Annotated in this window: 17 protein-coding genes; 7 read left to right on the forward strand and 10 right to left on the reverse strand. The window is 41.9% G+C overall.

The genetic code is table 11. The features are described 5' to 3' along the window. Positions 1-64: 64 nt before the first annotated feature. Positions 65-3,517 (reverse strand): acyl-[ACP]--phospholipid O-acyltransferase, encoded by a 3,453-nt coding sequence (locus ACMXYS_RS12220; RefSeq protein WP_415896669.1) that lies wholly within the window; start codon positions 3,515-3,517, stop codon positions 65-67. 388 nt (positions 3,518-3,905) lie between these two features. Here ACMXYS_RS12220 and ACMXYS_RS12225 point away from each other — a divergent pair, with 388 nt between their 5' ends. Both ACMXYS_RS12225 and ACMXYS_RS12230 read left to right on the forward strand, forming a co-directional pair. Continuing rightward, positions 3,906-4,952 (forward strand): ABC transporter substrate-binding protein, encoded by a 1,047-nt coding sequence (locus tag ACMXYS_RS12225; RefSeq protein ID WP_415896670.1) that lies wholly within the window; start codon positions 3,906-3,908, stop codon positions 4,950-4,952. 13 nt (positions 4,953-4,965) lie between these two features. Then, positions 4,966-7,347 carry an EAL domain-containing protein gene (locus ACMXYS_RS12230; RefSeq protein ID WP_415896671.1) on the forward strand — a complete coding sequence of 794 codons (2,382 nt, stop codon included), beginning with the start codon at positions 4,966-4,968 and terminating at the stop codon, positions 7,345-7,347. Positions 7,348-7,366: 19 nt separating this feature from the next. Here ACMXYS_RS12230 and trmA read toward each other — a convergent pair whose 3' ends face one another. The 3 genes from trmA to ACMXYS_RS12245 all read right to left on the reverse strand — a co-directional run bounded on the left by trmA (position 7,367) and on the right by ACMXYS_RS12245 (position 11,217). Then, positions 7,367-8,455: a tRNA (uridine(54)-C5)-methyltransferase TrmA gene (gene trmA / locus ACMXYS_RS12235; protein ID WP_415896672.1), complete on the reverse strand. Its 1,089-nt coding sequence runs from the start codon at positions 8,453-8,455 to the stop codon at positions 7,367-7,369. Between the two features lie 85 nt (positions 8,456-8,540). Then, entirely contained in the window at positions 8,541-9,800 is a 1,260-nt protein-coding gene (locus ACMXYS_RS12240) for an HDOD domain-containing protein (RefSeq protein ID WP_415881896.1), read from the reverse strand. Between the two features lie 178 nt (positions 9,801-9,978). Beyond that, positions 9,979-11,217 carry an HDOD domain-containing protein gene (locus tag ACMXYS_RS12245; RefSeq protein ID WP_415896673.1) on the reverse strand — a complete coding sequence of 413 codons (1,239 nt, stop codon included), beginning with the start codon at positions 11,215-11,217 and terminating at the stop codon, positions 9,979-9,981. A 309-nt stretch (positions 11,218-11,526) separates the two neighbouring features. Here ACMXYS_RS12245 and metG point away from each other — a divergent pair, with 309 nt between their 5' ends. Further along, a complete protein-coding gene (gene metG, locus ACMXYS_RS12250) occupies positions 11,527-13,572 on the forward strand; it encodes a methionine--tRNA ligase (protein ID WP_415896674.1) in 2,046 nt (681 codons plus the stop codon). A 250-nt stretch (positions 13,573-13,822) separates the two neighbouring features. Then, a complete protein-coding gene (locus ACMXYS_RS12255; protein WP_415881899.1) occupies positions 13,823-14,068 on the forward strand; it encodes a TIGR02647 family protein in 246 nt (81 codons plus the stop codon). A 48-nt stretch (positions 14,069-14,116) separates the two neighbouring features. On the opposite strand, the gene ACMXYS_RS12260 is transcribed toward ACMXYS_RS12255, so the two are convergent. After that, on the reverse strand, positions 14,117-14,380 hold the full coding sequence (locus tag ACMXYS_RS12260; protein ID WP_415896675.1) for a hypothetical protein: 264 nt from the start codon (positions 14,378-14,380) through the stop codon (positions 14,117-14,119). A gap of 220 nt (positions 14,381-14,600) precedes the next feature. Here ACMXYS_RS12260 and ACMXYS_RS12265 point away from each other — a divergent pair, with 220 nt between their 5' ends. Further along, a complete protein-coding gene (locus tag ACMXYS_RS12265; RefSeq protein ID WP_415881901.1) occupies positions 14,601-14,939 on the forward strand; it encodes a HopJ type III effector protein in 339 nt (112 codons plus the stop codon). An 80-nt stretch (positions 14,940-15,019) separates the two neighbouring features. Here ACMXYS_RS12265 and ACMXYS_RS12270 read toward each other — a convergent pair whose 3' ends face one another. The 3 genes from ACMXYS_RS12270 to dinB all read right to left on the reverse strand — a co-directional run bounded on the left by ACMXYS_RS12270 (position 15,020) and on the right by dinB (position 18,364). Further along, positions 15,020-16,573 carry a SulP family inorganic anion transporter gene (locus ACMXYS_RS12270; protein ID WP_415896676.1) on the reverse strand — a complete coding sequence of 518 codons (1,554 nt, stop codon included), beginning with the start codon at positions 16,571-16,573 and terminating at the stop codon, positions 15,020-15,022. An 88-nt stretch (positions 16,574-16,661) separates the two neighbouring features. Next, entirely contained in the window at positions 16,662-17,237 is a 576-nt protein-coding gene (locus ACMXYS_RS12275; protein WP_415896677.1) for a nucleoside deaminase, read from the reverse strand. Positions 17,238-17,299: 62 nt separating this feature from the next. After that, on the reverse strand, positions 17,300-18,364 hold the full coding sequence (dinB, locus tag ACMXYS_RS12280; protein WP_415896678.1) for a DNA polymerase IV: 1,065 nt from the start codon (positions 18,362-18,364) through the stop codon (positions 17,300-17,302). Between the two features lie 167 nt (positions 18,365-18,531). On the opposite strand from dinB, the gene ACMXYS_RS12285 reads away from it, so the two are divergent. Together ACMXYS_RS12285 and ACMXYS_RS12290 are read left to right on the forward strand one after the other, a co-directional pair. Then, entirely contained in the window at positions 18,532-18,717 is a 186-nt protein-coding gene (locus ACMXYS_RS12285) for a hypothetical protein (protein WP_415896679.1), read from the forward strand. A gap of 69 nt (positions 18,718-18,786) precedes the next feature. After that, complete coding sequence (locus tag ACMXYS_RS12290; protein WP_415896680.1) at positions 18,787-20,535, forward strand: GNAT family N-acyltransferase; 1,749 nt, start codon at positions 18,787-18,789, stop codon at positions 20,533-20,535. Positions 20,536-20,598: 63 nt separating this feature from the next. Here ACMXYS_RS12290 and ACMXYS_RS12295 read toward each other — a convergent pair whose 3' ends face one another. Continuing rightward, the gene (locus ACMXYS_RS12295; RefSeq protein WP_415896681.1) at positions 20,599-21,678 is read right to left on the reverse strand and encodes a M48 family metallopeptidase; all 1,080 of its coding nucleotides are present in this window, start codon (positions 21,676-21,678) and stop codon (positions 20,599-20,601) included. Next, on the reverse strand, positions 21,675-22,865 hold the full coding sequence (locus tag ACMXYS_RS12300; RefSeq protein ID WP_415896682.1) for a YjgN family protein: 1,191 nt from the start codon (positions 22,863-22,865) through the stop codon (positions 21,675-21,677). Before ACMXYS_RS12300 ends, ACMXYS_RS12295 begins: the two co-directional genes overlap by 4 nt. Positions 22,866-22,929: the final 64 nt, after the last annotated feature.

Raw genomic sequence — 22,929 nt, forward strand, 5'->3', positions numbered from 1 at the left:
CTTTAGAAGTCAGAAAGGAGACGGATTCCACGAATACCAATAAACAATATCTAGATTACTTACTCTAAGCCGCACACTGCTCCGCCAATGTTTTCGCACTACAAAAATCTGTTTTACCGCTACCAAGCACTGGCACTTCAAGTACTGCATAAATTTCTGAAGGAAGCGTTAATGGAGGCATTCCACCTTCTATTAACTGATTCCTCATTGCAGAAGAATCATGCTCACCCTCAACTAGCAAAATAACCTTTTCACCTTTCTTGTCATCAGCCAAATTCACTGCCACTAGTGGTAACTCAGGTGCATTCAACAACTCTCTAACTTGGCCTTCAACAGAGGTTAAGCTCACCATTTCTCCACCAATTTTGGCAAAGCGACTATAACGGTCAACAATAGTCAGGAAGCCATCTTCGTCAACATGACCTTTATCACCACTACGGTACCAGCGTAGACCATCCATCTCGACGACTGCAGCTTCTGTCTTCTCTGGATTGTTAAGATAACCTTGCATGATCTGAGTACCACCAATCAAGATCAAGCCATCTTCACCTGTCGGCAGTTCTTCAAGTGTATCAGGGTCAACAATACGGAACGTTGATCCAGGTAGCGCCATGCCGACTGTTCCCGTCTTATTACCCACCTGAACAGACCACCAATCCGTATCTAATGAATCAGGCAAGTTAGTGCTAGCAACCGGTGTTGTTTCTGTCGAACCGTAGCCCTCAACGACAGGCACATGGAACTTACTTTCAAATAGATCACGTACCTTAGGATCTAGTTTCTCAGCGCCTGCAACCACAGTACGCAGTGACTGAAACATCAATGGGTGAACACGTTTATTACGCGCGTATAAGCGCATAAATGTCGACGTTGCACACATAAGCGTTGCTTTGTAGCGCGCTACTCCTTTACCAATTTTCACAGCATCGGTTGGATCTGGGTGGCACACAACCGGCATGTCTTCAATCAGTGGCATAAAGCAAGTCACAGTCAAACCAAATGCATGGAATAACGGCAAGGTTGCCATTATGCAGTCGTCATCTCGTACATTAAGAACATCTGCGGTCTGTCGTAGGTTAGCCATAATATTCCGATGGCTAAGCATAACGCCCTTCGGAGCGCCTTCACTGCCGGATGAAAACAAAATCGCTGCCGTATCTTCAAGCTGGGAGGGCTTGCATAACAGAGCCTGCAAAATAAAGGTCGGGGCAACGCTAACGAAACCTAGTGTGAATATCGCCTCTGCTTTACTTATTTCAGCTTTAATATCTTCCATGTAAAGCACTCGACGGCCTTCAAATAAGCTATCTAGATCGATACCTCGCGCTTTAAGCTTTTTCACAAACTTTTTCGCCGTAACAATTGTTTGTACCTCAGCTTGCTCCAACGCGGACTGGATAGCTGGCATAGGGGCTGTGAAGTTAAGATTTACAACCGTTTTACCTGCCATCAATGAAGCAATATTCGCAATGGCACCGGCACTGGATGTTGGCACCAACAAACCTATATTTTTACCTTCAGTTCGGGCAATACGCTTTTTAAACAAAGCACAGGCGGTTAATAACTTGGTTTGACTAACCGGACCACCATCAACATCTGCAATAGCGTAACCTGAACGAGACGACTTCATACTACGAACAAAGGCTTGTGGGATTGTCTCCAAAGTCTGTGTGTATTGATCCCATGTATGAATCGACAGCTCGAAAACTTTTTTCTTCACTTCAGCAGCGGTACTACTGATAGGCATCTGGGCACCAAACGCCACAGTGACATCACGCTTTCCAGATTCGTTACGAATCACTTTCATTTTGTCGGTTGAGCGAGAGAAACGACTCCCCCACAAACCACGCATATAGAAAGGTACAATCACACCTTTAGCATCAACACAGGCTCTTTCAAAACCGCGCTTAAACTCACCTAACTGACCTAAGTGGCTAATAGCGCCTTCAGGGAAAAGACAAACTACTTCGCCAGCACTGATAAGTTCGCCTACCTGCTCCAATGCCTGACGGTTCTTACCCTTGGAGATAGGAATAACTTTATAGATATCCAAGAACCAACGTAGATACCAACGCTCATAGATACTACGCTCCATCACAAAGTGGATATGGCGTGGACAAGCCATCTGGATAATTGCCCAATCCAGCCAGCTGATATGGTTACCTAGCAAAAGCGTTCCTTTACCAGATTCAGGTAGATTTTCGAAACCTAAAACCTGAAGCTTGTACTTACGGCGGAACAGCATCATAACTAGAAGACGAATGAATGCCTGTGGTAACGTCACAATCGCAAACACCGCTCCTGCGACACCAATTGCAGCCAAAAGAAATAGAAGCCACACGCCATCAACACTGTTCCAAGCGAAGACTACTGTCATCGCAAGAAAACCAAGCATCATTAGGTTTTGAATAAAGTTACTACCTGCTAATACACGTCCACTTTCTGATTCACTGACATGAAACTGAATCAATGCATTCAATGGCACACACATCAGCGCGCCAAACAAACCAATTGCGAAAAATACAGCCGATTGCATCAACATAGTGTCAAGCTGAGGCAATAAGATTAAGCCTATAGCTACGCCGACAGCACCCACAGGGATTAAACCAACATTGATGTAATGTTTAGAAAAGCGTCCAACCAGAATTGAACCGAACAATATACCCACACCCGCCAGCGCCATAGTGCCTTGAATCACAAATGTATTGCTCTGTTGTAGATACTCTTCTGCGAATGCAGGGAATACAGCCAGCATAACTTGGCTAATAGACCAGAACAGAGACAAACCAATAATTGCAAACCAGATCGGGCGCTTACCTTGTAACAACTGAATATTGTTTTTAAGTGTTTTACCTTTTAGATAGGCCGATCTGTCAAATTTTGCTGTTTGATCAGTTTCACGTAACTGCGGTAATTGATAGGCAAGATAGAGCTCAATCAACGCACCCGCGACTAAGATCCAACCCAATGGTGCATTTTTAATAAGGCTCTGTTCTGGCGTAATTTCGGTCAAACCTGCTAAGCGCATCTCGAAAAGCAACGAGAACACGACAATTCCACTCAGAATAGCGATCATCGTAACCGCCTGAACCCAAGCATTACCTTCACTTAGATTATTTGTCCCCACCATCTCTTTGATATAGCCATACTTAGCCGGTGAGTAGAATGCACTTTGCAAAGCAAGAATAAAGGTAAGCGCAAATGCAGGTATAAATAACCCCATGTAATAACAAGCGGTTATCAACAAGGTTATGCCAACCGCTCCCCATGCTGATAAACGCATAACGTTATTCTTAGGATATTTATCGGCAAGAAAACCGGAGGGGGTGAACAACATAATAAATGGCAATAAGATTAAGCCATTCACAACTGCTGTCAGCAAAATTTGCAGGTCACCATCATAGGCTTTAAACAGGGTGTTTTGGATAACAATTTTATGCCCTAGATCCACAAATGCATTGATAAATGCAATGCAGATAAAGGCAGTAAAGCCGGTTATTTTAAGTAAGTCTTTCATGCTGTTCTCCAACCCTGTCCCACATGCTTTTGGCAGAATACAGGCTAGCAGTCTGCTCGATCATTTAAGAACGGCTAGTCATCACCAACCGAGAGTAGAAATATATAAGATCTGCTATCCAAAACGAGGAACTACAATACAAGTAGCGATATTTAATACTTCTGGTGAAAGATTACAAATAGGATTTAACACACGCTTATAGAAGTTACTTCTATAATCTACAATTGCCTGCGAAGAAATATGTCTTAAACTAATTGTAACGTCCTTACGTTTAAAGGCAGAATAGATCCATACTGATGTTTTCGAACGGTGAATAAAAATGATAAGTTCGTTCAGTAAACCGCTACAAATCATATGCCTAGTTTTATGTTCATTTCAGGCTTCAGCAATGAACGTAACCTTCATCAACCCTGGTAAACAGGGTGAACGGTTTTGGGATATGGTTACAGAGACGATGCAAGCGGCAGCCACTGACTTTAACATTAAACTTGAAGTGATATACGCTGAGCGCAACCGCGTAGAAATGGCTTCATTAGGTATTAAAGCCACTCAACGGGAAGTTCCTCCCGATTACCTGATTCTGGTCAACGAAGAGCAAGCTGCTGAAAAAATAATACTTGCAGCTGCCGAAAAGAAAATAAAAACACTCATGTTACTGAGTGACTTCTTACCAAAACAAAGAGATCGTGTAGGCTTTCCCGGTGGTAAAAACCCTCATCTACTAGGTGCCATTACTCCTGACTACTTTGCTGCAGGCAAGCGTATGATGACCGCTTTATTGCACTGTGCAGAACAAAAGCAGCATAAAACACCCTACCATGTTCTTGCGATTGGCGGCGATCAACTCACACCGGCCTCTATTGGACGTAACGAAGGAGCGCTCTCTGTTATTAAACAGCACAACGAGTTAAAACTAGATCGTTTTCTCTATGCCAATTGGAACCAGAAAGATGCTGAGCGACTAACACGGAAATATCTGCATTGGGCTCAACAAAATCAGATAATCCCCTCTGTAATCTGGGCTGCAAATGATCCTATCGCTTTTGGCGCAAAAGCAGCATTAGAGGCGCATAATTTAAAAGCTGGAGAAGATGTATGCTTAGTCGGACTTAACTGGTCCTCAGAAGGCCTTAAGCTAGTTAAAAACGGAGAAATGTTATTAACCGACGGAGGACATTTCCTCGGTGGGGCTTGGTCCATGGTGTTATTACATGATTACCATCAACAACAGCTCAAGGGAATTGATACACCTATAGGTGATATCCGTTTTCAGATGCAAAGTATTGATAAAACCAACATCAATCTATACTTATCTCATCTGGGCAATGAACAATGGAATAAAATTGATTTCACCCAATTTGCTCTTTCTGATGTAGATGGATCTACCGACTATGACTTTTCCTTAGAGAAAGTATTCAGTTCCATTACACAATAAAATAAGGTCGTATATGCTATCTCACTTACGATCACTGCAAGCTAAATTACTTCTGGTATTAATACCTGGAGCATTGATCGCCTTATTAATTTCCTTTGGCTTTTCTGCATACCAAACCTCACAGCAGCTTGAGCAGCAGCTACAGGAAAAAAAAGACAATCTTCAGAGCTTACCTGCCAGTTTGGCTGTACCCCTATGGAACTTTAATACGAAAATTTTACAAAATATTGTTGGTTCAATGATGCTCGACCCGGATTTGCTGAAAGTCGAAGTTCGGGATGAAAGTAATAACATTGTATATGAACAACAATCTAATGAATTGGGGCATGTGGATATCGCCTTTACCCTGGAAGCCCCAATTATCTATAGCAATGCCCATATAACCCAACAAGCCGGCACCATGATAATTATAGTTGGTAATACCCGTTTACAAGCCAATCAACAACGCGCTTTAAACGAAACCCTAATCACATTATTAGTAATGGTTATAACGCTACTAACCACCGTATGGCTTATTTATTATAAATTACTAGGCGGACCTATACAGGCCATACTGCAGGCTATAAAAAATAGCAAAGGCGATGCTTTTTTTGCGAAAGTGCAACACACATCTAATGATGAGTTAGGCGAAATTGCCAGTGCATTTAACGATATGCAAAATAACATTGAAGAACATCACCTTCGTCTGAAAAACAGTGAGTTACGCCTGAGAACGCTATACCACTCGACACCATCATTAATTTTCAGCTTTGATCAGCAAGGCATGATCAAAGATGCCAGTGATTATTTCCTGCAAAATCTAGGTTATGATCGAAGGGAAATTGTCGGCCATATGTTAAGCCACCTTCTCTATGATCAAAAAGATACAAACCAAATAAAAGACTGTATTCAAACTCTGTGGCTGAAGGGCAACTTAGCCGAATACCCTATAAATATAAAAACCAAGTCAGGGCAAAAAATGGAAGTCCTGATGGATGCAACACTTTCCGCCAGCGACTCCTATCCAGGGGCATTAGCCGTCATTACCGATGTCACCAGCCTAAATCAGGCAAGGAGTGAACTGGAATATCAAGCCAATACCGACGCCTTATCCGGCATAGCAAATCGCAACCATTTCCAGAAATACTTAGATTCACTATTTGAAAAAAGGCAAGAATGCCAAAGCCCCTTTGCACTGTTTTTTATAGACTTAGATCATTTTAAATCAGTCAACGATACCTACGGCCATCACGTTGGAGATAAACTTATATGTGCTGCAACTAAACGCATTAGCTCTCAATTACGCAACAACGACCACATTGCTCGGCTAGGGGGAGATGAGTTTGCAGTAATACTGCAAAATCTACAGTCACCAGAAAAAGCAGAAGAAATAGCCAGTCGCATAGTCAGTAAACTGGAAGAAAGTTTTCATTTAGCGGCAAGTGAGATCTATATTTCTGCATCAGTTGGGATTTCCATGTTCCCTTCCGATGCCGATAATCCAACCAAGTTAGTACAAAATGCAGATATCGCCATGTACCGCGCAAAAGAGGGAGGGCGTTGCCGTTATGCCTTTTACACACAGGAACATAATCAACATATTCAACAACGGGCTAAGATAGAAGCGCTATTACGTAGAGCGATTGATGATCAATTACTGGAACTGCATTACCAGCCTATCTTCAACCTTAAAAATGCCCAAATCACTGGTGCAGAAGCTTTATTAAGGCTCCGCAACGGTACAGAACTTATCTCCCCAAGCGAGTTTATTCCCATTGCCGAAGAAACTGGCTTGATAGTCCCTATTGGAGAGTGGTGTATACAACAAGCCTGCAAACAACAAGCCTTCTGGCGTGAAAATTTAAAACCGAATTTTTACTTATCTGTAAATGTATCCATACAGCAGTTTCAGTCCAGCCAATTTATCCACTGTATTAAAACTGCAATTGAAGAGCATCGCATACCTCCGGAAACTCTATTAATCGAGATTACGGAAAGCCTATTACTGCTTGATAACCAAGCAAATCAACGCATATTCAAAGAACTTGGTTCACTTGGCTGTAAGATTGCTATAGATGACTTTGGTACCGGTTTTTCTGCTTTAAGCTATCTGATGAAATTCCCACTAGATATACTAAAAATAGATCGCTCTTTTATTAGTAACTGCACTGATAAAGGGGCTTACCACGGCCTAGTCGAAGCAATTATTCAAATGAGTAAAAGTATGCGACTAGAAGTCATTGCCGAAGGTATTGAAACCCAAGAGCAATTAACAGCTCTTCGCCAGATTGAAAGTAAAGTGTACGCTCAGGGTTACTACTTTTCTAAACCCCTTAACGTAAAAGAATTTGAGGATAAATGGGCCTCCCTTCAACAAGAGGCCCATGAAAAAATTGTGGTTTCGCCTAAACGTTAAGAGCGTTTACATTAATCCTTTAACTGCGACTTAAATACACACCACACTCAAGATGATCGGTATAAGGGAACTGATCAAAAATCGCAAAGCGTTTTAACTCATGTGTTTGCGTGATAACTTTTAGGTTTTCAGCCAATGTGTCTGGGTTACAAGAGATATACAGAATATTGTCGTACTCTTGAACTTGCTTAACCGTATCATCATCTAGACCAGAACGCGGTGGATCGACCAAGACCGTTGTAAAGTTACATTCGTTCAATCCAAGATCTTTAGTACGTCGTTTCTCTACTGCGCCGCTTAATACTTGAGAAAACTCTTCTGAACTAATTCGAACCACATCAACGTTATCAATGTTGTTTTCCTCAATATTAAATTGAGCTGCTCTTACAGATGTCTTGGATATTTCAGTCGCAACAACACGTCTGAAATTTTGCGCCATTGGCAGCGTAAAATTGCCGTTACCGCAATATAACTCTACCATATCTCCACCGGCATTTTGTGTAGCATCTAATGCCCAAGAAATCATATGACGGCACACTTCGCCGTTTGGTTGAGAGAAACTGTTTTCGACCTGCTTGTAGATATAATCGCGGCCATTAATATCTAGCTTTTCGATTACAAAATCTTGATCCAATAGTATTTTAGTTTTGCGAGAGCGACCAATTAACTGAATGTTGTATTTCTGTTTAAGTTCACGTGCAGCTTCAGTCCATGTCTCATCAATAGGACGATGGTAAAGCAAAGTTACCAGCAGTTCGCCACTTAAGGTACTTAGGAAATCGATCTGAAACAGTTTTCGACGTAACACTTCATTTGGGCGAATGTCTTCAAGCAAATTAAACATAACTTCTTCAATTCGTTTAGACACCATTGGGCAGTGATCTATACGAATACGTGCATGTTTATTGCCCTTTTCAAACATCACATAGTAAAGGTCATCATCTTCGTGCCAAACACGAAACTCACAACGCATACGATAGTGACTTTTTGGCGATTCAAACACCTCTATCTCTGGCAAATTAAAATCAGCAAACTGTTCAGCAGTTGCTGCTTTTTTAACCGTTAATTGCGCTTGGTACTTTTCAGGTTCAACAACAGAGATAGACATTCATGCCTCAAACAAAGAACTTAAAACAGAGAAAAGGGGGATAAATCCCCCTTGATAAAGATGCATATTCTAGCAGGATGATAAGTTAGGCAAAACTACTCTTCACCCCTCCACAACCTGGATGAGAAAATTTATATCGACTCGCCAATTGCTGCCAATGGTTTATCTTATCCTCCAACCCTAAACGTTCCAAATAGTGATAACTTAAACGACTAGAAATCTGACAGCCCAGCACATTAGTCACATTAGGTAAAATAGCATCTGCAACGTGCACAGCCGTCAGTGCCGAAAAATCATCTGATTTACTCGACGCAGGAAAATGATGGAAAAGCACTGTTTCAATGACGGCAGGAGAAATATTCCAAAGCGATAACAAATACGCGCCAGCTTCTGTATGACTAACTCCCATACGCATTTTCTCAACTGCATATAAAGGCTGATTAAGATCTGTCGCTTCCTGCATAACCTTTTGATAGCCTTCAGGATCATGAGTTGCAAAAATCAACATACCGAAATCTTGTAAAAGTGCTGCTAAAAATGCTTGATCAGTTACAACGGGTGACGCTTTTACTGTACGACAGATCTCACGTGCTAAGCCGGCAACTAGAACAGAACGGTCCCGAATATGGTCAAATGCAAAGCTACTCCAACGCCCATCCTGAGGAAAATGTTCGAATACCTTGTTAGTTAGCACCAAATCCCGAACTTCACGCACACCAAGCAAAGACACCGCTTCTTGCAGGCTACTTATATTACGCTCTAAAACAAAACACGCCGAATTAACCAATTGTAAGATTTTGGCAGCCATCGCCATATCTTTTTCGATAATCCCTGCAATTATACGAGCATTACTTTTTGGAGAAGATAAGGCCTCATTAAGCTCTACATAGATATCAGGCAGAGAAGGTAAAACCTTAACACTCCCCACAAGTTCACGCACTTTATCTTGCCCTAGAATTCGTTGTGCCCTTGCACTCTCAGATATTCCTTGACCTAATTGCTCAGGCTCAATATCTAAAGGATAAAGTCGATGACAACATTCAGAAAAAGCGACTCGAGTAGACATACTCATAGGCCGATAAAGTCCTACCCTCATTGAACCGGGCTGTATATCTATAAGATTTTTAAGATGTGTTAACTCATCTTCAGCTTTAAAGCTACCTAGCTGTAGCATGATGATGGCGTAGGTTTCCTGCTGCGCAGAATTGAGCAATTGCTCCCAATCTGTAACCAAAGTCACTGAGTAATTAAAAAGTCCTTTTAGCTCATTCAGATAGGCATCAGCATCCGTTTTGTCAGAACATAGAAACAGAGCTTTATCTAACTCTGCATTGTGTGTAAGCATAAATTCACTTTTGGCTGAACACAAAACCAAAAATAAATGATCTCATGTTCTTAAGAGTAAACATCTCCCTTAACCAATACAGCCTGCTTAAACCTCCTGTATCCCTGCAGACCGAACAGTCGCATAGCTTACTTAAGTATGAACAATATTCCTACTTTTTGTAGGGCTTTAATTATTTTTACACAAAACCGACCTGAGCTTGATATTCCGATGTAATAATCTGCCAACGAGCCAATTCAGGCTCCATACCTATTTCTTCGATATAACTCATACTCAAACGGCTAGACATATCACAGCCGACAACACTCGTTGCAGCAGGCAATAAGGCATCGGCCACATGTACCGCAGTTAAAGGCGTAAATCCAGCTGCAGCATTAGCTTTTGGAAAATGATGGAAGAGAACGGCTTCTATCACGCGTGGAGGAAGATTCCATAAAGCTAAAAGATACGCCCCGGCTTCAGCATGGGTTACACCCAACTCTAATTTTTCAATTGCATAAACTGGCTGTTCCATCAGTGCTGCCTTGCTAATAACACGGTGATATTCAGCAGGATTATGGCTTGCCAGTACAAGCACACCAAAGTCATGTAATAGGCCTGCTAAGAAAGCCTGCGCTTGGACATGACGATCTGCCTTAGCAGCCCGGGCAATATGCTGTGCAGCTCGGGCCACAGCCATCGAGCGTTGATGGATCTGTTTAAAAGAGAAACTCTTCCAGTCATCTGTTTGCGGGTACGACTCAAACAGATGGGATGTTAATACTAGGTCTCGAATCATTCTGACACCAAGAATGGTTACCGCCTCATGAATCCGATTAATTTCTCGACTTAACCCAAAATAAGCAGAATTAACCAACTGCATTATTTTTGCGGCCATTACTGGGTCTTGTTCAATAATTTTAGCTATTTCTCGTGCATTCGAACGATCAGAATTCAGACAATTATTTAACTGTTCATAAACATCAGGTAGAACAGGAAGAGCTTTTAATGAAGTAATATAATCTCTAACAACCGGCTTATTGATTAGACCTGTGACATGTAAACTGTTGTATATATCATCAACGAGCTCTTGGGGATTACAATCGATCGGCAATGCATGGTGAGCTAACTCTGAGGCTCTTGCTGCTTGCAAAGGGGTGAGAGGACCAGAGATAACAACACGAATTATCCTAGGGTGTTTTTCTACAACATGCTGTAAAACATCTAAACCTTGTGAGGGATTCGTCCCTAAAGGAAAGACTAAAATATTTGCTGATGATTGTTCTAATGCCGGCAATAGCTGTTCAACACTATCTACAGTTATTGTTTCCCAATCGGCAATATCTGCAACAGCAGTCCCTAACTTTAAACTTTCAGGGCACAATTCGCAGAATACTGCTTGATTATCAACTGCAGTGTTAGTTACGCGCGCATCCATATCAATACCTTCTGAACTTTAGTGGTCTTCCGTGACTGGTGTACATTCTACCATTCTAGGTCTAGTTGGGTATTACAAGATTGTCCAGAAATCAAACAACTGTATTAAAACTATTCAAATAAAAGCTAAATTTGCTCATTATCTATTAGTTTTGCGCAAGCACTACTTCGACAATGACTCCTCAAAATACCCATCAAAATAAATATTTAATCTTCCCCTATTAGCTGTTTTTTAACTGTTCATAAAATCGACCAAAACGCGTAGAATCTGCGGTCTATTTTTTAATGATTTTAGGTTTTCAGGCAGATCATGACTGACAGCAAACGCAAAATTCTTGTAACAAGCGCCCTTCCGTATGCTAATGGCCCTATCCATCTTGGTCATTTGGTGGAATATATCCAGACTGATATTTGGGTTCGCTTCCAGAAGCAACGTGGTCATCAATGTGCATATGTGTGTGCTGATGATGCTCACGGCACGCCAATCATGCTAAAAGCTGATCAGATGGGTATTTCACCGCAAGAATTGATCGATAAAGTAAGCGAAGAGCACCAGCGTGACTTCTCTGGTTTTATGGTTGGTTTTGATAACTACCACTCTACTCATTCACCTGAAAACCAGCACTTCTCATCAAAGATTTACACAGCTTTGCGTGATGGCGGTCATATCGCTAAAAAGACTATCACTCAGGCGTATGACCCAGAAAAAGAGATGTTTCTTCCTGATCGTTTCGTTAAGGGTGATTGCCCTAAATGTGGTGAACCAGATCAGTATGGCGATTCCTGTGAAAAATGTGGTGCAACATACAGCCCTGTTGAATTGAAAAATGCTTACTCCGCAGTTTCTGGTGCGAAACCAATTGAGAAAGAGTCCGAGCACTATTTCTTCAAACTAGGCGATTTCGAATCGTTCTTACGTAACTGGGTAGATAACCACGTTCAGGAGCAGATGATTCATAAACTGAATGAGTGGTTCGAATCAGGCTTACAAAACTGGGATATTTCCCGTGATGCACCTTACTGGGGTTTTGAAATTCCAGATGCTCCAGGTAAATACTTCTATGTATGGCTGGACGCGCCTATCGGTTACATGGCTAGCTTTAAAAACTGGTGTGATAAGAACGGTGTTGATTTTGACGAATACTGGTCTGAATCATCAGAAACTGAGCTATACCACTTTATCGGTAAAGATATCGCTTACTTCCACACCCTATTCTGGCCAGCAATGCTAGAAGGTGCAGGCTTCCGTAAGCCAACTGGTGTTTTCTGTCACGGCTTCTTAACGGTTGACGGTCAAAAGATGTCTAAATCTCGCGGCACGTTCATCATGGCTGAGACATACCTAAAGCATCTGCGCCCTGAATACCTGCGTTATTACTTTGCAGCTAAGTTAAGCTCAGGCATAGATGATATCGACCTTAACCTTGAAGACTTCCGTATGCGTGTTAACGCAGACTTGGTCAACAAAGTTATCAACATCGCTTCTCGTTGTGCTGGCTTTATCAAGAAAAAGTTTGATGGTGAAATGGCACCTGCTCTATCTGAGCCTGCGCTATACCAAGAAGCGGTTGCTGCTGGCGAAAGCATTGCCAACGCTTATGAAAATCGCGAATTCGGCAAAGCGATGCGTGAAATTATGGCGCTTGCTGATAAAGCTAACCAGTACATCGACACCGCTGAACCTTGGGTACTTGCTAAACAAGAAGGTAAGGAGAAAGCGGTACAAGATTGCTGTTCAATGGGCATCAACCTGTTCCGTGTCATTCTGACTTACCTTGCGCCAGTACTTCCGCAAGTTGCAGAAGAAGCTCAAGCTTTCCTAAATGTTGAGAATATGGAGTGGGATGCTATTGAAGCACCTCTACTTAGCCATAAGATCAATAAGTTCAAACCGTTGATGCAGCGTGTAGAAGAAGACAAAGTAAACGCAATTATCGAAGAGACTAAAGAAGTCTTGGCCGCACTCGCTGCTGCAACTGAGCAAAGCTCCAAAGCAGATAAAGGTCCATTAGCTGACGAGCCAATTGCCGATACAATTGAGTTCCCTGATTTTGCTAAAGTCGATCTTCGTGTTGTGCGCATCGCCAAAGCAGAACATGTTAAGGGTGCGAATAAACTTCTACAGTTAACGCTAGATTTAGGTGGTGAAACACGTAATGTCTTTGCAGGCATTAAATCCGCATATGCTCCTGAAGATCTAGAAGGCAAACTAACCGTGATGGTTGCTAACCTTGCTCCGAGAAAGATGAAGTTCGGTGTTTCCGAAGGTATGGTTCTGGCAGCGGGCCCTGGAGGTGAAGATCTATGGATCCTCAACCCAGACGAAGGCGCACAACCAGGTATGCGCATTAAGTAATTCAATAAGGGGCGGTCATTCTGCCCCTTTTTTCTTTCCGCTTTCAATACACTTCCTCTCGCCCTTTAATTCTCAATCTCTTCAAGCTTTATCACTTCACAACAACTTAGCTACCCAATTTCTTTTTCATTGAAATTAAAGGGTTATATTTCAAAGCAAGAAGGTCTATGCTGTTGGATAAGGTCTTTTGCTAACCATTAAAGATTGGCTAACACACCTTAGATACCGACGATTTTTTTCAGGAGCAGATATGCCGTATAACGAAGAGATCATGCAAGAATTGAATGTATTGAATATGTTTAACCTCGATACAACGCAAGAAGGTATTAAAGTTCACTCCTCCGCTAAACCCGAGATTATTGCTGCTACACAGCGCCTATTTGATAAAGGTTTAGTCACGCAAACCGATGGTGGATATTTAACACCATTAGGACACGACGCAGCTGAAAACAGCCAAACGCTATTGACCATACTATTGACCGAAAGTCGCTTATAGTTCATAAAAATAAAGGGCCTTCCGGCCCTTTATCTATTTGTTAATGCCTCAGAGACCAGCATCTGGATGAGTAGCTATAAAGTGCTCCACAACTCTACGTAGCAAAGCAGCATGTTCATCATCCCCTTGCCTTTCAGCCTTAGTGATGTCATCCAAAATAATACGCTTAATAAGCTTCTCACCTTGGTGTTCTACCAAATAGTTACCCATAGCCATAGCTATGATAGGGTCAACATGTTCATGCTCAGCAATCGCGTCTACTTCAGATGCAGATAGGCCGCTCATTTCCAAACACTCTTGATAAGTTAACATGGTTAAACACCTCTTCCTCATTGAAACCTAAATACATTCTTGTACACCCTTGCCTAAAGGATTTTCTAACCTTGGCACTTTCAGTGTAAATCAAATTAACACCTAAGCGATTCATGAAGGGACAAAGATCAAACAAGGCTGATTAAGATCAAACTATTGCAAAAATAAAGAAGCACTCTAATATCCACCATCAGACAACACCTGAATTAAAGGCATAAATATGACCCTGAATGAATTTCTACAGCAACTGGGAAATAACGATCAATTAGATTTTGAAGACACTATTCAAGTGATCGCTGATAACTATGAATTTTCCCCGACTGCTTTCACTAACGGTGACGTGCGTAACGAAGTAGGACAAAACGAAGGTAGCTGTAAAATATTCGCTTTTGCACAGCTAAACAGCCTGGATCAAGAAAAAACACTTTGCTGCTTCGGGCGTTTCTACCAAGATGTATTAAAGACACCTGAAGGTGATGATCACGGCAATATCCGTAACTTTATGCAAACGGGCTGGGAAGGCATTAGCTTTGATGGTAGCGCTTTAACGGCTAAATAATTACAAAGCTGTAAAAGTAAAAAAGCCGGTATTCAATGAATACCGGCTTTTTGTAGGTCACATAAAACTAAGATACAGGTTTAAGCAAGACTGTCATCAGCAACCTTGTATTTAGGATCTTCAATCACATTTACTTCAACTAGATTACCCGCTTTTTTCATTAGCGCACGGCACTCTGGACTTAGATGACGAAGGTGAAGCTCTTTACCTGCTTTTTCATACCGCTCAGCTAAAGAATCAATTGCTTCGATACCTGAATGATCCATAACTCGGCAATTCGCAAAATCGACGATCACCTCAGGTGGATCCATCTTAGGATTAAACTGATCACGAAATGTCTGAATTGATGCAAAGAATAGCGGGCCATTAGGCTTATAAACCTTAGTGTCGTACTCTTCACGTACTTCAAATGCCATATTACTTGCGTGTTTCCAAGCAAATACTAGCGCTGAAATAATCACACCAACAATTACCGCAACCGCTAGGTCTTGCCAAACCGTGACACCTGTTACCGCAATTACAACAATCAAATCAGAACGAGGAATCTTGCCCCATAAACGTAGACTCGCCCACTCAAAAGTGCCAATTACGACGATAAACATAACGCCAACAAGCGCTGCTACTGGAATAATTTCGATTAAGCTTGAACCAACCAAAATAAATGCCAATAGGAACAATGCCGCAGAAATACCCGAAGCTCGGCCTAATCCGCCCGAGTTGATGTTAATCATACTCTGACCGATCATGGCACAACCGCCCATACCGCCAAAGAAACCAGTCGCTACGTTAGCAACGCCTTGGCCAATACATTCTTTGTTGCCACGACCACGTGTTTCAGTGATCTCGTCGATCAAGGTCAAGGTCAGTAGAGACTCAATCAAACCGATCGCAGCTAAGATCAACGCGTAAGGAACGATAATCTTAAGGGTTTCCAAATTGATCGGAACCATTGGAATATGGAACTCAGGGAAGCCACCAGCGATGGTTGCAGCTGGGTTACCTGTCATATCAGCAAGTACATCTTGTACTGTACGAGCATCTAGATCCAAGCCAATAACCAACAGTGTAACGGTGACAATCGCAGCAAGCGAGGAAGGAATAATTCGCGTGATCTTCGGCAAGAAGTGAATAATTGCCATAGTTAGGGCAATCAATCCCAGCATAAGCATCATCTGCTCACCCTGCAACCACTGCAGATTACCTTCAGCATCGGTAAACTGGAACTGTTTCATCTGAGCAAGGAAAATAACAATTGCTAAGCCATTTACAAAACCCAGCATTACCGGATGAGGAACCAAGCGGATAAACTTACCCAAGCGGAAGATACCTGCCAAAATCTGGAATATCCCCATTAGCACAACGGTGGCAAAGAGATACTCAACCCCATGCATTGCCACAAGGCTCACCATTACTACCGCCAAAGCGCCAGTAGCACCAGAAATCATACCTGGTCGACCACCAATAGTGGCGGTAATCAGTCCGACCATAAACGCTGCATATAAGCCAACTAATGGCTCAACACCAGCAACAAACGCAAAAGCTACAGCTTCAGGTACCAGCGCCAAAGCCACTGTCAAACCTGAAAGCAGGTCGCTTTTTAGCGATTGTGTCTTAGACACAAGCAATTGGATCATTTATCACCTCGGGTAGACACTGGTTCTTTTTTGACCAGACCGTGTAAAAGCGCGCGAGTATAGCAAAAGCAATGGCTAATTTCAGGAATCAGGGGCGAATAATCCCTAATAGTTTCTTTCTTAATAAAGAAATGTTCGCAGATGCAATATCACCTGCCAATTTGGAAAGTTCCGGAAGATCTGTAACCTCTTGAATATCAATTAATTCAGAAAGATTTTTCCAAGCATAAGGCAATTTATCGCAATGCGACATCATGCCGCCATCTTTGTCTGTAGCCAGATACTTTACTCGACCAATGCCCGCAGCGAGTATTCGGGCACAACACATAGGGCAAGGTTCTAAGGATGTCAGTAACATTAAACCAGATCTAGCTGAATAATCAGGATATAGGCGTTCAAACTCATCGATCACGCACATCTCAGCATGGGCAGAAGAGTTAAAACCTGCAGAGAAAACTTGATTGCCTGCTTCCGCTAAGATATCGCCTTCTCGACTTATCAGTAGCGCCCCAACACCATAGTTACCCTTATCGGAGGCATCCATTGCCAATTGGCAACAACGGAGCGCCCAGCCTTCCATGCCACACCTATATTCATGGCTATAAGTGGCTAAACGTATCCTTAAATTATCGATGTTAACTTCACTATCTGACATATCGCACATAGGTATATCCATCTGCTGAATAATGTTACCTAGTATGGTTTAAATCAAAGCAAAAGGTCTAATTAAGCAAGGTCGAGTAGATTTAATTGCTTAGGTTGCTGATCTAGCAAAGGTTTTAATTTATATCCAACACCGAGTAATCGCACAGGTCGCCCTCCCCGATTAAATGCATCGATCAGCAGTTGGCGAAAATGAGCTAAATCTGGAATTGCGACGGAATGCTCAGCCGTAGTTTGGATGAAATCAAAAAATTTAACTTTAACAATCACGCCTGTGATTTGTTTATCCTTGCCGTGCTTTGCAAACCTTTCAGCTAACTCCTCTAATAAGGTCGGTAGTTTTTCTAAGCACGCATCTACATCACCTAGATCATTTGCATAAGTATGCTCAACACTAATAGATTTTCTAATCCGGCTGGTCTGTACAGGCCTATCATCAATGCCTCTTGCAAGCTCAAACAAACGCTTTCCGAACTTTCCAAAGCGCTCAACCAGCTCAGCCAATGAACGTTTTCGAAGATCTAAACAGGTAGAAATGCCCATCGATCCGAGCTTTTCTGCGGTTTTCTTACCTACACCGGAAATTTTATCTACCGATAAGTCATCTAGAAATGCTGTGATTTGAGAAGGTTTGACGACATATAAACCATCAGGCTTATTCCAATCACTGGCAATTTTGGCAATAAATTTATTCGGAGCAACGCCTGCCGAGATAGTAATACCTACTGTTTCTTTCACCCTCTGGCGGATCTCTTCAGCAATATAAGTTGCACTTCCCTGGCAAAGATCAGTCCCCGTCACATCTAAGAAAGCCTCATCAAGAGATAACGGTTCAATGATATCGGTATAGTCTCGAAAGATATCCATAATCTGTCGAGAAGCTTCACGGTACTTATCCATGTTGCCATGTATGACGGTGAGATCAGGGCACAATTTAAGGGCTTGAGCGGTCGCCATAGCCGAGCGCACCCCATACTCACGAGCTGGGTAATTACAGGTTGCAATGACCCCTCGACGAGAAGGGTCACCGCCAATAGCCATAGGCACTTGCTTTAGTGCTGGGTTATCTCTCATCTCAACCGCAGCAAAAAAACAATCACAGTCACAATGAATGATTTTTCGTTGCATAAAAACAAATACTGTTTATTTATACAGTTATATTATTTTCATTTCATCGAAAAATCAAAATTCTTTGCTAAGCTGAAGGATAAAGGCTTTAGGAATTCTGGGTAGCTCTCTCTCTTCCTCTATATAACTACCCAGAATTCCTCCTTCAACTCAACCAGAGAAATCATATGGATAACGATCCTCACGGTTCCAATACCCGTTCAGGGAAAGATAGACGAGAACTCAAGGACCGACGCTCCGAAATAAGGTTTGAACCTGATAACCCCAATCGCCGACAAAACCCAGGGCGAAGAGAAGAAGACGGCGACCTTTGGACTAAAGCAATGAAAGAGAATGACACTGGAGGTGACTAGCCCCATGTCATAAAACCGTAAAACAACCGTCAAAAGTTAGTCATACTCCTTCCCTATATTTTTCATGTTATGAACATACATGAAAATACTTCCCAGCTAGAGACGCCTGTTCTAAACGTAGAACAAGCTGTAATTAATAAGTTTCCAGACTTTGACGCTAAGCCAACACCTTTTAAGCGGTCTGCACTGCATATGCTACGCAAGTTGGTACATGAGAAAGAGATCAATACCTTCTTAGCCAAAAACAAAGATGCCCATGGTTTTGAATTTATTGATCGCGTCCTGGATTACTTTAACTTTGGTTACAGCATCAGTAATCATGATCGGGCAAATATCCCCTCGTCTGGGCGAGTAGTCATCATTGCCAATCACCCACTGGGTGCACTCGATGGATTATCACTGCTAAAACTGGTTGGTGAAGTTCGTAGAGATGTAAAAATTGTCGCTAATGATGTTCTGATGAACTTTGACCCTATCAGCAATCTATTCCTGCCTGTTGATAACTTAAATGGGAATACACGTAAAAAGAACATCGAGGGTATTGTTGATGCCCTAAGGCAAGAACAAGCTGTAATCGTCTTCCCTGCCGGTGAAGTTTCACGTGCAGGGATTACAGGCATCAAAGACGATAAATGGAACAGTGGTTTTCTACGTATTGCTCGCAAAGCCAATGCACCAATCCTACCTGTGTTTATTGGGGGTAAGAACTCACCACTTTTCTATAGCGTTTCTTATTTGAACAAGAACTTCTCCACCATCATGCTGGCCCGAGAAATGTTCAAGCAATACTCAGTGACGATCCAGATAAAAGTTGGCGAAGCAATTCCATATTGCCAAATCGATGCCGTACCAGTATCCACAGCAGAAAAAACCAAGCTGCTTAAAAAGCATCTCTACAGGATTGCCAAAAATAAGAAACCTCTTTTTATCACCGAGAAAACCATCGCACACCCTCAAGATCGTCAAAGCATCAAACAAGAACTGCGCGATGCTAAACTACTCGGTGAAACCGCTGACGGTAAGAAAATTTATCTATTCGACTTTATTAAAGATTCTGCAGTGATGCATGAACTTGGTCGTTTAAGAGAGATAGCATTCCGCTGTGTTGGTGAAGGCACTGGCGCAAAAAAAGATCTCGATCACTATGATCAGTACTACCGCCACATCATTCTCTGGGATGAAGAAGAGTTAGAAATTGTCGGGGCTTATCGATTGGCAGAAGCAGCTAAGCTGAAAGAGCAACCTGAAAAGGCACTCTACAGCAGCGACCTTTTCCAATATAACGATGAGATGCAGCCCTATTTCTCACAAGGTATCGAACTCGGTCGTAGTTTTGTACAACCCAAATATTGGGGAAAGCGTAGCTTAGATTATCTCTGGTATGGAATTGGTGCGTACCTTCGCAAACACCCCGAAATTCGCTATATGTTTGGCCCAGTCAGCCTAAGCAATAATTATCCTAAGGCTGCGAAAGATATGTTGGTTTGGTTTTATCGTCATTACTTTGAGGATAGTGAGAACCTCGCAAGTTCTGTTTCCCCATATGGAATCGACGAAGTTACTGAAGAACATATGAGAAGCCTCTTCGGTGGAAACAATTACAAAAGTGACTTCAGTATCCTAAAAGAGCAATTAGAGTTTATGGGTGTAAACGTCCCAACACTTTATAAGCAATACAGCGAACTGTGTACTGAAGGTGGTGTTCGTTTTCTTGATTTCGGTGTAGATCCAGACTTTAACTACTGTATCGATGGTTTGGTTTTAGTGGATATAACCTACGTTAAAGAAAAGAAGCATAAACGCTATATTGGTGAATAAGCCTTAAGGTTTGCGTGTACGCACTTCATTTTTTCAGAGCGTAAACCAAACCCTTCTTAAAACCTACTCTGCATGTTGTTGCAGATATCTCTTCGCAGCGGCCATTCTCTCTTTGGTTTCCGGATGAGTAGACAGATATTGGCTATATTCCTTTACTTTCGAAGCGGGTTCTTCGTGTTGAGAATTCGCATTCGAATCTCCGTCTTCAGCGATAATAAGTTCAAGAGCTTCTGCAAAACGTATGGGATCAATCCCTAGTTCAATCATTTTCTCAAAAGCAAACTCGTCGGCTTCTATTTCCGCCTCTCTTGAATAGTGTTGTTGCATCAAAAAAACAGGAAAACTCACTAACAATTCCTGTAATAACGCTTCATCGTTGCCCATGATTGCCAATAACAAAACCCCAATCGCGGAGCTGTGGACTAAACGCGTCATACCATGATGATAATGAACATGACCAATCTCATGCAGTATCACACTGTCTAACTGCCCCGGGGCTTGCAACCGATCGACTAACTCATCAGTTAAAACAATATCACCAGAAGGCAGCGCAAAAGCATTAGCTAACCCACCTACATTCCTAAAATGCAATTTTAGATTATGTTCACCTGAATAAACTTGCGTAAGTTCTTTATCAAAGTGATCAATGATCTTGACTTGCTTTTCATCAGTTAATTCACTGGGCTTAAACAAAGCCTTATCCATCACTTCAAGGGTGTGAGTACTCAAAGTTTCAGCGAAACTAGAAGGTAAAGCTTTAGCTACATATTTGCTACCTGCAGGCAACCCCCAAACAAACATGACAACAGTTAAAAAAGCTACAATCACAGCGGATGAAATAATCATCCCCCAGTGAGTTTCAAGCCGATGAAACCAGCTTGATGCGCGAGAGTGCTGAGCTTTTTGAGAATATTTTAACCACTGATCAATGGTGTCATTCTCTGCCGTCTGGAATACACCTTGATCTTGAATATAAACTTTCCTATCTATACTCCCGACACGATCACTAAAGCTTAGCTGTTTCAAGTCACCCGAATAGATTACCTTCTCACCCGAACGAATCTGGAAAGAATTATCGCTTAGGTATAGCTCTGCCAGTACCTTGGCAGAGCTATCTGTTTCAAACCAAGCCCCTTTGATCAAACAGCTAACCCTAAGTCAGAATCAACGTCAAAAGCTTCACCCATTTCATCAGTCAACGCAGACTGTTTCGCCTGTTGATCACTTACATACTGACCGAGATCACCTTCCACTTCAGCTATTAGGCTATCAGCAGAGTACCTTGCCTTCCGGACATCAATCCAAGGTTTAGCAAAACCCAAAGAGACAATCATCAGTAACAAATTAACCGCCTGTAATTTAAATAAGCCCCAAACAGTCATTTTAGATTCAAAACTCACCACCTGATCCAAAGAAGTCTGGTTAAGGGTGTAATTTCTGATATTCACTTGGATATAAGCTTTGCTCCAGATACCAAAGAGAACATAAACAACTACTGTAAGCGGGATAAGGATCATCGCAATACTATTATTCATGGATGACATAACGAGATCAGGCCCTTGGCTTAAAGCTGATATTGCAGTTACACCACCCAAAAAGATTGATGGCACGATGACTGCCGCTACAATCACAACTAGAGCGATAAGCAAAAGCTTAAGGTACATCCAATAAAAGAAACCTGCAGAAATTTTCGCTTTAAATTGGCCTTGACCAAATCGAGCGCTATTTACATAAAAGTTTTGAAACATTCCTTGGATAAGAGGGATCATCAGATAAATTGCTAAAATACCGACAGAAGCCAGACCAAGCAAAGCCTCTGTAGTTGCCCCCAAATGATAAGCTAAGCCACCTAAAGCGCCTAAAATCAAAACCGGAGCTAAAGGCAACCACAGCATAATTTCATAGGCTTTTCTCAGCTTACCCTGCAAATTAAAGTGTACATTGCGATAACTACACATACGTGCATTAAATTTCAGCGCATTCCATATGATCCAAGGAGTCGCAAACATGATCACCACAGCGGTGATACCACCAAAAATAGGGTTAAGGTTATCTAAAAAAACAAATGTCACTAATACAGCAAAGGCGATAAGACGGCCTTTTAATATCTGTATTGGGGTTGCATGGTATTCAAAATTATCGCCATTCAGTTGAGTATTACCGTAAAAGTAACGATTAGTTCGTACTTTCGCCCAAGCTGAATAAATACCAAGCGTTAATATACTGAGCAGGATATTTACAATCCAAATTTTGAAGAATTCTCCACCTGTGCCCATAAACTGGAAAGGTTTCCGATTTGCGGATAGATTTTCAGCAACGTCCTGAGTCATCTTAACTTCATCCCTGTATGAAAAAGATAAATACTACAGGGCTAAAGAGAAATAGAGAACGGTT

It is taken from the genome of Neptuniibacter sp. QD57_21 (genome assembly GCF_047778075.1).
Classification (GTDB): domain Bacteria; phylum Pseudomonadota; class Gammaproteobacteria; order Pseudomonadales; family Balneatricaceae; genus Neptuniibacter.